Annotated in this window: 8 protein-coding genes; 2 read left to right on the forward strand and 6 right to left on the reverse strand. The window is 70.9% G+C overall.

The window, feature by feature from the left end; translation table 11 throughout:
* Window positions 1-11: 11 nt before the first annotated feature.
* From ABNQ39_RS03170 to ABNQ39_RS03185, 4 genes are all read right to left on the reverse strand, one after another.
* Entirely contained in the window at window positions 12-224 is a 213-nt protein-coding gene (locus tag ABNQ39_RS03170) for a SlyX family protein (protein ID WP_109047410.1), read from the reverse strand.
* A gap of 82 nt (window positions 225-306) precedes the next feature.
* Entirely contained in the window at window positions 307-1,602 is a 1,296-nt protein-coding gene (locus ABNQ39_RS03175; RefSeq protein ID WP_376958866.1) for an Nramp family divalent metal transporter, read from the reverse strand.
* 251 nt (window positions 1,603-1,853) lie between these two features.
* Window positions 1,854-4,082: a helicase-related protein gene (locus ABNQ39_RS03180; protein ID WP_376958868.1), complete on the reverse strand. Its 2,229-nt coding sequence runs from the start codon at window positions 4,080-4,082 to the stop codon at window positions 1,854-1,856.
* Window positions 4,079-4,900 (reverse strand): TrmH family RNA methyltransferase, encoded by an 822-nt coding sequence (locus ABNQ39_RS03185; RefSeq protein ID WP_376958870.1) that lies wholly within the window; start codon window positions 4,898-4,900, stop codon window positions 4,079-4,081. The genes ABNQ39_RS03180 and ABNQ39_RS03185 overlap by 4 nt, the downstream gene beginning before the upstream one ends.
* 159 nt (window positions 4,901-5,059) lie before the next feature.
* Between ABNQ39_RS03185 and ABNQ39_RS03190 the strand changes: the two genes are divergently transcribed.
* A complete protein-coding gene (locus ABNQ39_RS03190; RefSeq protein WP_376958872.1) occupies window positions 5,060-6,142 on the forward strand; it encodes a patatin-like phospholipase family protein in 1,083 nt (360 codons plus the stop codon).
* A 3-nt stretch (window positions 6,143-6,145) separates the two neighbouring features.
* Here the strand turns inward: ABNQ39_RS03190 and ABNQ39_RS03195 are convergent, their stop codons facing one another.
* Both ABNQ39_RS03195 and ABNQ39_RS03200 read right to left on the reverse strand, forming a co-directional pair.
* The gene (locus ABNQ39_RS03195; protein ID WP_376958874.1) at window positions 6,146-9,301 is read right to left on the reverse strand and encodes an efflux RND transporter permease subunit; all 3,156 of its coding nucleotides are present in this window, start codon (window positions 9,299-9,301) and stop codon (window positions 6,146-6,148) included.
* A 19-nt stretch (window positions 9,302-9,320) separates the two neighbouring features.
* On the reverse strand, window positions 9,321-10,538 hold the full coding sequence (locus ABNQ39_RS03200) for an efflux RND transporter periplasmic adaptor subunit (RefSeq protein ID WP_376958876.1): 1,218 nt from the start codon (window positions 10,536-10,538) through the stop codon (window positions 9,321-9,323).
* A 345-nt stretch (window positions 10,539-10,883) separates the two neighbouring features.
* Here ABNQ39_RS03200 and ABNQ39_RS03205 point away from each other — a divergent pair, with 345 nt between their 5' ends.
* The gene (locus tag ABNQ39_RS03205) at window positions 10,884-11,999 is read left to right on the forward strand and encodes a lytic transglycosylase domain-containing protein (RefSeq protein WP_376958878.1); all 1,116 of its coding nucleotides are present in this window, start codon (window positions 10,884-10,886) and stop codon (window positions 11,997-11,999) included.
* Window positions 12,000-12,099 lie beyond the last annotated feature (100 nt).

Consider the following 12,099-nt stretch of genomic DNA (forward strand, 5'->3'; position numbering starts at 1 on the left):
CCCCCAACCCGTCAATAATGCGGCGGCGGCCGGTCGTCCTGCGGGGAGGCGATGGCATATTCCGCCGCCTCCACCCGGTCGCGCATGCGCCTCATCTGGGCGGTCAGCCGGTCGATGGTCTGGCCCTGGGCGAAGATGACCTCCGACATCTCCTCCGCCATGCGCTCGTGATGGGCAAGGCGGCTTTCGAGGTCGGCGAGGCGTTGTTCGAGGGCGGAATCCATAGGGCACCGATGACAGGAAGGAATATCGGGGAAGGGCCGCAAGATGGACCATTCCCCGCTCCGGGTCGAGGTGCCTTTCCGCTCAGGCCATCGCGGTGGTGCCGGCCAGCCAGCCGGACAGGCCGGTCAGCACCAGCACGGTCAGGCTTGCCAGCCGCAGGGTCAGCGGCGCCATCGCCAGCCCGCCCATCAGCTTGTCGTTGCGCAGCAGCAACAGCATCGGGATCAGGATGAAGGGCAGGGTCAGGGCCAGCACCACCTGGCTCAGCACCAGCAGCCCATCCACCGCGCGATCGCCGGCGCTGCCCAGCACCGCCAGCGCCGGGATCAGCGAGGCGCCGCGGGTGATCAGCGCGCGGGTGACCGGGCGCAGCCGCAGGTTCAGGAAGCCTTCCGTCACCATCTGCCCGGCCATGGTGCCGGTGGTGGTGGAGCTTTGGCCGGCGGCCAGCAGGGCGATGGCGAAGACCAGGGCGGCGACGCCGCCGATGCTGCTGCCCAGCAGGGCGTGGGCGTCCTCGATGCCGGGGGAGGCGCCGGGCGCCGCTCCCTGGAACGCCACGGCGGCGACCGCCAGGATGGCGCCGTTGACCAGACCGGCCAGCGCCAGCGCGGTCGACAGGTCGATGGTCAGCCAGCGGGCGGCCTGCCGCCGCTCCTCTTCGGTTTTCACCTCGGCCAACCGGGCCTGGACCAGACCGGAATGCAGGAACAGGTTGTGCGGCATGACGGTGGCGCCGATGATGCCCAGCGACAGGTACAGCATCTCCGGATTGCGGGCCAGCTCGACGCTCGGCATCAGGCCGGCCAGCAGGGCGCCGGGGTCGGGGCGGGCGATTGCCAGCTCCCAGGCGAAGCAGACGACGACCACGCTCATCAGCGCGCCGACCACCAGTTCGGGGGCACGGCCGCGGGCGCCGGGCAGGGCCAGGATGCCGAAGGTCAGCACGGCGGAGATCACCACCCCGGCCATGACCGGGATGCCGAACAGCAGCTTCAGCGCGATGGCGCTGCCCAGCAGCTCGGCCAGATCGGTGGCGATCATCGCCAGTTCCGACACCGCCCACACCAACATCGCCACCGGCCGCGGGAAGCGCTGGCGGATCAGCCGGGCCAGATCGGTGCCGGTCGCCAGCGTCAGCCTGACGATCAGCCCCTGCAGGAAGATGCCGGCCAGACTGGCGATCAGCACCGCCGACAGCAGGGCGAAGCCGAAGCTGGAGCCCGCCGCGATGTCGGTCGCCCAGTTGCCCGGATCCATGTAGCCGACCGCCACCACGAAGCCGGGGCCGAGCATGGTCCAGAACCGCCGCCCCACCGCAGGGGTGCGGGCGGGGGCGGGGATGGTCTCGGCGATGGTGGGGGATGCGGTCTTCACGCCGGTTGCTCCTGAACGGGACGGCCAGAGGCTTGGCCGCCGATGCAACAATGGCAGGGCCTTCCGATAGCGTCCAATCGACGTTTTCTAACGTGTCGATAGGCGCTCGCTATCGATATGGCGACCGAGCCAAGTCGGGTCCAGTTCAGAACAGCAGGGCGGCCACTTCGTTCGCAGTGCAGCAGTGCCATGCGGGCGAATTTCGCCGGGAACCAATCCCCCTCCGTCAATCTCCCCTCGTCAATCCCCCGTCAGCGGCGGCGCGGACCGAAGCGCTTGCGCGGGGCGCCGCGGAAGCCGGCTGCCGGCGGCGGCTCGCGGCGGCGGGCGCGAGAGGCCAGCGCTTCGGACAGGCGCTGGCCGATGGCGTCGCGGGCGCTGCGCACCCGGTCGCGGTCGGGCAGGGCGTCCGGGAACTTGCGCGACGCCCAGAAATAGAGGTCGCAGGCGCGCGATGCCGCCTCCAGCACATCGGCGGCCAGCCCGTCGAGCCGCGCCGGGATCAGCCGGCCGAGCGGCAGCCTCTCGCCGGCCTCCACCGCGTCGAGGATGGCGGCGAAGACCTTGGCATCCTCCGCATCCTCCAGGTCGGCGGGGGCGAGCAGCAAGTCGAGCCTGGCGGCGAGCGCCAGACGGCGGGCGTCCAGCATCGGCGCGGCGCGGCGCAGCGCCGACAGGTCGGCCAGCCGGAAGGGGGAGCCGGCGGTGGCGGCGCTGCCGAAGCACTCCACCAGCAGCCGGGTCTCGGCGCTGTCGATGTGGCTGGCAAGGCGGGCCAGCATGGCGCGGGTCGGGCGGACGGGCAGGGGGGCGTCGGCGCGCAGGCGGCGGTCGGGCGCCTCCAGCAGGCGCTTCAGCGCGGCGGGGGTACCGCGGGCGATGACGCCGAAATGCCCCTCCTCGAACTGGCCGAAGCGGCCGGCGCGGCCGGCGATCTGCTTCACCTCCGTCGCGCTCAGCGGCCGGACGCTGCTGCCGTCGAACTTCTCCAGCGCGGTGAACAGCACGCGCCGGCAGGGCAGGTTCAGCCCCATGCCGATGGCGTCGGTCGCCACCACCACATCGGCCTCGCCGGCCAGGAAGCGCGCCGCCTCGCGCCGCCGCACCGCCGGAGCCAGCGCGCCATAGATGGCGGCGACCGACAGCCCCTGGGCCAGCAGCGTGTCGCGGACGCTGTGTACCTCGCGGCGGGAGAAGGCGATCAGCGCGTCGCCGCGCTCCACCTCCGCCCACTCCAGCCGGCGGTCGAGCATCGACAGCGGGGTCTTGCGGTCAAGCTCCACCACCTCCAGCGGCTCGCCGAGATGGGCGGCGGCACGCTCCACCAGCGGCCTGACCTCCGGCGCGCCGAGGATATAGACGGTCTCCGCCGGCACGCCCATCAGCGCCGCGGTCCAGGCCCAGCCGCGCGCCGGGTCGGCCAGCATCTGGATCTCATCGATCACCGCGACCTCGACCGGCCGGTCCGGGTCCATCACCTCGATGGTCGAGGCGGTGTGGCGGGCACCGGGGGTGCGGATTTCCTCCTCGCCGGTGATCAGCGTGGTGGGAGTGCCCTCGCCGTTCAGCCGCTCCATCACCTCCAGCGCCAGCAGGCGCAACGGCGCCAGATAGACGCCGTCGCGGGCCTCACGCAGCGCGGTGATGGCGCGGTGGGTCTTGCCGGAGTTGGTCGGGCCGATCACCAGCACCAGACGGCGGTTCATGCCGCGCGCCACCGGGAACAGCCGTTCGAAGCGCGAGAAGTCGAAATGACGGTCGACATAGAGCCGGCCGCGCCCCTCCGCCCGGTCGCGGCGCCATTGGTCATACTCGCGGTCCCAGCGGTCGAGCAGCTCGTCGGCGTCGCTGCGGTTGCGGGCGGCCTTGCCCAGCCGCTCGGCGAGGCTGGCGAAGCCCCAATCCGGGTCGTCCCCGGCCCGGTCCGCCAGATCGCGCAGCCGGGCGGCGATGCGGGACAGGGCGTCGTCCAGCGCGGCGCGCAGGGCCGGGTCATGGTCCAGCCGGGCCGACAGCTCGGCATCGGACAGGTCCGACAGCTCCAGCGCGTCGAAGCTGCGGGAGACGTGCAGGCGGATCGCCGGGGACAGGCCGGGCCAGGGCAATTCGTCGCTGCGCACGGCGCGGACGCGGGTGCGGTCCTCGCAGGAAAGCAAGGCGGTCTGGCTGCCGGCCAGCGCCCGGCGGCCCTGGGCCAGCAGCGCGTCGCGGCGGTGGGCGCGGTCGATGCGGCCGCTGATCTCCAGCAGGATGGCCTCGCGCCGCTCCGCCGGCACCAGCAGGTCACGCTTGCCCTTCGGCAGCGGCAGGCCGAGCGCCACCAGCCCGCGCGTCTCGGCATCGGTCATCCGCAGCAGGCCGGCGGCCCCCAGCGTCGTCACTTCCGGATGGGCGACGGCGAGGTCGTGGACCAGATGCGGGTCGGCAATGGCTGTGGCGGCCGGCATGCCGGTATCGTCTGTCATGGCGTCGTCTGTCATGGCACCTGTCCGGAAGCGATGTGGTGCAGCACGATGCCGCTGGTGGTCGCCACGTTGAGGGAATCGAAATCGCCGGCCATCGGGATGCGCACGCTGCGGGCGCGGGCCAGCAGGGCGGGCGGCAGGCCCGGTCCTTCCGACCCGAACAGCAGGGCAGCGCGGCGGGGCGGGGTGAGGGCGGCCAGCGTCTCGGCACCGGCGGGGCTGAGCGCCACCGCCTCGAAGCCGAATCGGTCGAGCAGGGCGAGCGGGTCCTCGTCCGCCGCCAGCCTCGCCGTCGGCACCAGCAGGGTCGCCCCCACCGAAACGCGGATCGCCTTGCGGTAGAGCGGGTCGCAGCAGCCGGAATCGAGAATCGCCGCATCGGCGCCGAAGGCGGCGGCGTTGCGGAAGATGCCGCCCATATTGTCGTGGTTGCCGATGCCGAACAGCATGACGACACGGGCGACCGGGCCGCAGGCACCCAGCAGGTCGGCCACGCTGGGGACACCGGTCTTCTCCCCCACCGCCAGGATGCCGCGATGCAGGGGGAAGCCGGCGATGCGGTCCAGCACGGGCTGGGTGGCAGTGTAGACCGGAGTGTCCGTCGGCAGGGCGGCCAGCATCGGCTCCAGCGCCGCCAGCCGCTTCTCGGCGATCAGCAGCGAGCGGGCGCGGTAGCGGGCGGACTGCACGAGGCTGCGCACCACCACCGCCCCCTCGGCGATGAACAGCCCGTCACGGCCGACGAGGTCGCGCTCCCGCACGTCGCGGTAGGGCTCGATGCGCGGATCTTCGGGGTCGGTGATCGGGATGACCTGATAGGGCGGGGTGGGCAAGGGGCGGCTCGGCGTTTTGGGTATCCGCCTACTTAGTGCATGTGGCGCTGGGTTTCCAATGCCGTTCCCTGCCGACCCTCCATGGGCATACCCCCTTGCCGATGCGGACGTCCCTGCTCATGTTGCGGTGCAGCATAAGCATTTGGAGACGTGCCGGCCATGACGATGATCCGAAAGCTGTGGAACCGTGTGTGCGGCAAGGCGACGCCTGCGCCGCGCGCGTACCCCGCGGAACCGTTGGAACTGTCCGGGCCGGAGCCGATGCTGGCCCTGCCGCCGCCCAAGCCGACGCTGGCGCTGGCCTTGCAGGGCGGCGGCGCGCATGGCGCCTTCACCTGGGGCGTGCTCGACCGGCTGTTGGAGGAGGATATCCGGCTGGTCGGGGTCAGCGGCGCCAGCGCCGGGGCGATGAACGCCGCCATGCTGGCCCAGGGCTGGGCACGGGGCGGGTGCGCGGGCGCGCGGGCCGAACTGGCGACGTTCTGGGAGCGGGTCAGCGCCGCCGGGCGGCTGGGGCCGATCCGGCCGAGCGTGACCGACCGGCTGCTTGGCCGCTGGAACGTCGACCATGCGCCGGGAACCCATCTGGTGGACTGGGCGCGGCGCTGGGTCAGCCCCTATCGGACGCAATCGGCGGATTTCCACCCGCTGCGCGGCCTGCTGGCCGAGATGGTCGAACCGGAGCTGATCCGGCGGAGCGGGCTGCGGATGTTCGTCAGCGCCACCAATGTGCGGACCGGAGCCCTGCGGCTGTTCGACGAGACGGAGTTGGAGGTCGATCACCTGCTGGCCTCGGCTTGCCTGCCGAGCCTGTTCCGCGCGGTGCGGATCGACGGCCAGGATTACTGGGACGGCGGCTATCTCGCCAACCCGCCGCTATCGCCGCTGGCGGCGGCCTGTCCCGGCGCCGACCTGCTGGTGGTGACGATCAACCCCTTCACCTGCTCCACCACGCCGGAGGACCCGACCGGCATCGCGGCCCGCCTCAACCAGATCACCTTCAACGCCGCCCTGTTGCAGGAGATGCGCTGCCTGTCCGCCCGCAGCGACGCCCCGCGCCTGCACCTGATCGGCGCCGACGAGCATCTCCAGGATCTGGGACTCTATTCGAAGCTGATGACTGACTGGAGCTTCCTCAACTGGCTGCGTGACGCCGGACGCGAGGCGGCGGGGCGCTGGGTCGAGGAGAACATGCCGGCCGTCGGCGTCGGCAGTTCGGTGCGGACCCCGGCCCTGGCCTGACCCTCACTCCGCCGGATGCTGCCCCGCTGGATGTTGCCCCGCCGGATGCTGTTGGGCGTCGGGGTCTGCGTGGGCGAACCAGCGCTTCATCCGGCGCGACAGCCCGTCCAGATAGGTCAGCGCCACCGGCACCACCAGCAGCGTCAGGATGGTGGAGGACAGGAGCCCGCCGATCACCGCATGGGCCATCGGTGCGCGCTGCTGCGCCCCTTCGCCGATGCCGAGCGCCAGCGGCAGCATGCCGAAGATCATCGCGGCGGTGGTCATCACGATGGGGCGCAGGCGGATGATCCCGGCCTCGACCAGCGCATCGTGCAGGCTGGCGCCGCGCTTGCGCGCCTGGTTGGCGAAATCGACCAGCAGGATGGCGTTCTTGGTCACCAGACCCATCAGCATGATGAAGCCGATGGCGCTGAAGATGTTCAGCGTCGATCCCGCCGTCAGCAGCCCCAGGAACACGCCGACCAGCGACAGCGGCAGCGAGGCCATGATGGCGAGCGGTTGCAGGAAGCTGCCGAACTGCGAGGCGAGGATCAGGTAGATCAGGATGACGGCGAGCGCCAAAGCCTGCATGGCATAGCCGCTGGTCTCGGCGATGTCCTTGGTCGAGCCGCCGAAGACGATGCGGTAGCCGGGCGGCAGCTCGATCTTCGCCAGCGCCGCCTGCAAATCGCGGCCGGCATCGCCGGCGGCGCGGCCCTGGACGTTGGCCTGGACATTCACCTCGCGCTGCAAATCGCGCCGGTTGATCTGCGAGGCGCCGAGCGTCGTCACCACCTCCGCCACCTGGGACAGCGGGATCATCCGCGGCGTGCCGTTGGCATCGACCCCGCCGGAGAAATAAATGCGGTCGAGGTCGGCGCGGCCGGCACGGTCGCCTTCGGGCAGGCGGACCAGCACGTCGTAGCTCTCGCCGTCCGGCGCCTTCCAGCTCGACACCGTGTCGCCGGCGAACAGCGGGCGCAGCGTCTCGGCCACCTTGGCGGTGCCGATGCCGAGGTCGCTGGCGAGGTCGCGCTCCAGCCGGACTGCCAGCGTCGGCTTGGCCGCCTTCAGCGTGCTGTCGACATCGACGAAGCCGGGGATGGCGCGCATGGCGCCGATGACGGTCTGCGACAGCCGGTCCAGCTCGGCGATGTTGCGGCCCTGCACCGAGACCTGAATCTGCTTCTGCACGCCGCCGACGCCGGGGATGGCGATGCCGATGGTGACGCCGGGAATCGCCGACAGCCGTTGCCGCAGCAGCGGTGCCAAGTCGTTGGGCGAGCGCTTGCGCTGGTCGATGGGGGTGTAGCGCAGATAGATGCTGCCGCGGTTGTGGCCGATCGATACCCCGGTGTTGACGGTGCTGTAGGTGTAGGCGATCTCCGGGAACTCGCGGATCGCCGCCTCGACCTGTCTGGTCTTGGCGGTGGTGGTGGCGAGCGACGAGCCGACGGGAGATTCCACCTCGACGATCTGCTCGCCGAGGTCGGCGGCGGGAACGAACTCCACGCCGATGCGCGGCACCAGCAGGAAGCTGCCGAAGAAGATCGCCAGCGCCGCGACCACCACCACCCAGCGCCGGCGCAGGCCCCAGCGCAGCAGCCGGCCATAGCCGTGCGAGACACTGTCGAACCCGCGCCCGAACCATGCCGCGAAGCGGCCGAAGATCGAGCGGCCGTGGCGGCCATGGGCGGCCGGGTCGTACCAGATGCTGGACAGCATCGGGTCGAGCGTGAAGGACACGAACAGCGAGATCAGCACCGCCGCCGAGACGGTGATGCCGAATTGCAGGAAGAAGCGGCCGATGATGCCGCCCATGAAGGCGACGGGCAGGAACACCGCGACGATGGTCAGCGTGGTCGCCAGCACCGCCAGCCCGATCTCCGCCGTGCCGTCGAGCGCGGCCTGACGGTGGCCCTGGCCGCGGGCGAGGTGGCGCATGATATTCTCGCGCACCACGATGGCGTCGTCGATCAGGATGCCGATGGCGAGCGACAGCGCCATCAGCGTCATCATGTTCAGCGTGAAGCCCATCGCCGCCAGCATGCCGAAGGTGCCGAGCACGGCGACCGGCAGGGTCAGCGCGGTGATGACCGTGCTGCGCCACGACCCCAGGAAGACCATGACGATCAGGATGGTCAGGATGCCGCCCTCGACCAGCGTTTCCTGCACGTTGCTGAGCGAGTTTGTGATGCCGCGGGAGCTGTCGCGCACCACCGCCAGCGTCACGTCCGCCGGCAGCGAGCCGTTGGTCCGCAGATCCTGGATCGCCGCATGCAGGCCGCGGGCGACCTCCACCGTGTTGGCGCCCTGGACCTTAACCACATCGACCGCCAGCGCCGGGTTGCCGTTCAGCAGGGCGGCGGAGTCCTGCTCCTCCTGCCCGTCGATCACTTCGGCGACCTGGGACAGGCGCACCGGGCTGCCGCCGCGCCGCGCGACGATCAGGTCCAGCAGGTCGCGCGGGTTGCGCACGCGCCCCTCCACCTGCACCACCCGCTCCCGTCCCTGGCCGGAGACGGTGCCGGCGGGCACGTCCTGGTTCTCGCCGGTGACGGTGGCGATCACCTCGTCGACGCCGATGGTCAGCGCTTCCAGCTTTTCCGGCTTCAGCCGCACCAGGATCTGCCGCTTCACCCCGCCGGCGATGGTGGCCTTGCCGACGCCGCGGACATTCTGCAAGCGCTTCAGGATGATCTGGTCGGTCAGCGTGGTGAGGTCGCGCAAGGACCGCAGGTCGGAGGTGACGGCGATGGACAGGATCGGCTGGTCGTCCGGGTTGAAGCGGGTGATCTGCGGATCCTTCACCTCGTCGCGGAAGCTGGCGCGGATGGCCGAGACCTTCTCGCGCACGTCCTGCAACGCCTGGACCGACGAGGTCTTCAGGTCGAACTCGGCGATCACCACCGACTGCCCCTCGTAGGAGCGCGAGGTCAGCGTCTTGATGCCGGCGATGGTGTTGATCGCATCCTCGACGGGCCTGGTGATGTCGGTCTCCACCGTCTCCGGGCTGGCGCCGGGATAGCTGGTGCTGACCACCACCACCGGGAAATCGACGTCGGGAAACAGGTCGACGCCCAGCCGGTTGTAGGAGAAGAGACCGAGCACCATCAGCGCCACCATCATCATGGTGGCGAAGACCGGGTTGTCGACGCTGATGCGGGTGATCGGCATGGCGGCTGGTCCGTCCGGGTCAGGTGCCGGCTATCGAGACGCTGCGTCCGGCGGTCAGGCCGGGCAGGTTGCCGGTGACGACGCGGTCGCCCGGCGCCAGGCCTTCCACCTGCACCAGATCGCCGCGCGCCCACAACGCCACCCGCGTGACCGGGCGGCGCACGGTCTGGCCGTCGGCAATCGCCAGGACGAAGTCGCCCTGCTCGTCATGGCGGACGGCGACCGGCGGCACGGCGATGGCGCTCGCCGCCTGCGCCACCAGAACCTCGCCGCTGGCGAACATGCCGCCACGCAGCGCGCCGTCGCGATTGTCGATGGTCACATAGACCGGGATGGCGCGCGATCCCGCCCGCGCCATCGGGTTGATGCGGGCGACGCTGCCGGCGAACTCCCGCTCGCCGAACCCCTCCACCCGCAGGCTGGCGGTCTGGCCGACGGCGAGCCGGGCCACCTGCTCCGCCGGGACGGTCGCCTCGACCTCGACCCGCGACAGGTCGACCACTGTGAACATGGCGGCATTCACCGCCAGATTTTCCCCCGGATTGACGGCGCGGGTGGCGACCATGCCGTCGATGGGGCTGAGTACCACCGCGTCGCGCAGCGCCTTGCGCGCCAGCTCGACCTGCGCCGCCAGCGCATCGACCTGGGCGCGCTGGAAGCCGAAGCTGCTCTCGGCCTGATCCAGGCTGGTGTCCGAGACGATGTTGCTGCGGTTCAGCGTGCGGTTCTTGGTCAGCGTCTTTTCGGCCAGCACCAGCTGGGCCCGCGCGCCTTCCAGATTGGCCTGCTTCTCGTTCAGGCGGGCGGTCAGCTCCACCGTGTCGAAGCGGGCCAGCATGTCGCCGCGGCGGACCGCCTGTCCCTCGCGCACCGCCACCTCGGCCAGCCGCGCGGCGACCTCCGCCTTCACCGCCGACTGCTCCATCGGCGAGACCGAGCCGCTGAGCCGGACCGTCTCCGTCAGCGCGCGCGGGGCGACGGCCGTGACCTCCAGCGCGGTCAGTTCCACCGGACGCTCCGCCGCCGGAACGGCCGGGGAGGGGGAGGGCGGCGCCGGATTGCGGGCGCGCCACAGGGCGACACCGCCGCCGGCCACGAGAAGAACCAGCAGGATCGCCAGCAGCCGGCCGAAGCGCCGGGGCTTGCGGGGCGGGGCGTCTTCCTGCGGCAACGAGGGTCGCGGCTGCTGCTGCGGCGGCTGCGGGGCCGGCGGGAAGGTCCGTTGAGGGGCGGTCATGATCGTCGATCCAGTTCGGCCGAGCCCGTCCGGTCGGAACGGCGTCGGTTGAAGGGGCGGCCGGCGCCCTCCATTAGGGGTGGCGTGGATGTTCCGTCAAGGTTCCCGTTGTCGCGCCTTATGACTGGATGGCGATGTCCAGACGGAGAGCGAAGATTGGCATAGGGACATTTGCCAAAAATCCTAATTGCCGACCTCTTCACAAGGGATAAATCGGGCATTTTTGAGGCATCTTCGGGACAGGATTCAAGAAACGGCCGTGATGTCGCTTGACAGGCGTGGGCTATACATTGAAAAGCGATCCATCTTTTGTCCCGCCTGCGCCAACAGCACGGAAATCCCCTCGTGGTCAAACGAAACCTCGCGACGATCCACGCCGCCGGAGCAATGCTGTGCCTGGCTCTCGGTCTGGCCGGCTGCGCTTCCGAAGCACCGCAAGTGCAGACGGCTCCGCCGGTCGAAGCCGCGGCCTATGTCCCGGATCCGAACGACCCGCTGTCCCGCTGGGTCCCGCACATCCGCGAGGCCTCCAAGCGGTACGACATGCCGGAGAAATGGATCCGCGCGGTGATGATGCGCGAGAGCAACGGCCGGGCGACGACCAACAGCGGCAAGGTTCTGACCAGCTCCGCCGGGGCCATCGGCCTGATGCAGGTGATGCCCGGCACCTATGAGCTGATGCGGGCGAAGTATGGGCTGGGCTCCGATCCATCCGACCCGCACGAGAACATCATGGCCGGCACCGCGTATCTGCGCGAGATGTACGACCTGTTCGGCGCCCCCGGTTTCCTGGCCGCCTACAATTGCGGCCCGGCCTGCTACGCCCAGCATCTGGCCGGCAAGCAGCGGCTGCCGCGCGAGACGAAGATGTATCTGGCGGCGCTGACCCCGGTGCTGCGCGGCACCGGTCCGCGCGAACCGTCGCTGGCGGCCGGCGCCTCGGCCATCGAGGTCGCGGTGGTCCCGGACGACGCGCCGAAGCCGCGCGGCGGCCAGCCGTCGGCCCCCGCCACGGCCCAGCAGCCGTCGGAGCCGGCGCCGGTCGTCGTCGCCTCCGCCGCCCTGGAAACCCGCGCTCCCGAATCGCGTGCCCCCGAATCCCGGGCTGTCGAGCCGCGGCGGATGGAGCCGCGACCGGCCGAGCCGAAGGCCGTCGAACCGGCGCCCGCTCCCGTGGTGGTGGCGTCGCTGCCCGAACCCGCCCCCGCCCCTGTCCCGGCTCCCGCGCCCGCGGTGGCCCCGGCGAGGCCGGTGCAGGTCGCCAGCCTCGACCCGGCGCCCGCCACGACGCACCGCGTCAGCCCGCAATTCACCACCCAGGTCGCCGAGGCGCTGTTGCCGCCGCAGTCGGTCGGCAAGGGCGAGCGCGTGGTGATGCGCTTCGTTTCCCAGCGCGCCGACGGCTGCGGCAGCCTCGCCGGCCGCGACCGCGCCTGCGTCGCACTGGCCGACGTGCGCTGACGGGATAAGGCCGCGCGGTCCCGTCTCCCTGCCATAGGGGGGCGGGACCGTCGCTGTCTTCCGGCCCAGCGTGAACGGCACTATTTTTTGCACCCTTGCG

It is taken from the genome of Azospirillum sp. A26 (assembly GCF_042604635.1).
GTDB classification, from domain to species: Bacteria; Pseudomonadota; Alphaproteobacteria; order Azospirillales; family Azospirillaceae; genus Azospirillum; species Azospirillum palustre.

Coding starts and splice junctions, on each gene's coding strand:
- ABNQ39_RS03170 (WP_109047410.1), bottom strand. CDS start 224: ATGGATTCCGCCCTCGAACAACGCCTCGCCGACCTCGAAAGCCGCCTT.
- ABNQ39_RS03180 (WP_376958868.1), bottom strand. CDS start 4,082: ATGACAGACGACGCCATGACAGACGATACCGGCATGCCGGCCGCCACA.
- ABNQ39_RS03190 (WP_376958872.1), top strand. CDS start 5,060: ATGACGATGATCCGAAAGCTGTGGAACCGTGTGTGCGGCAAGGCGACG.
- ABNQ39_RS03195 (WP_376958874.1), bottom strand. CDS start 9,301: ATGCCGATCACCCGCATCAGCGTCGACAACCCGGTCTTCGCCACCATG.
- ABNQ39_RS03200 (WP_376958876.1), bottom strand. CDS start 10,538: ATGACCGCCCCTCAACGGACCTTCCCGCCGGCCCCGCAGCCGCCGCAG.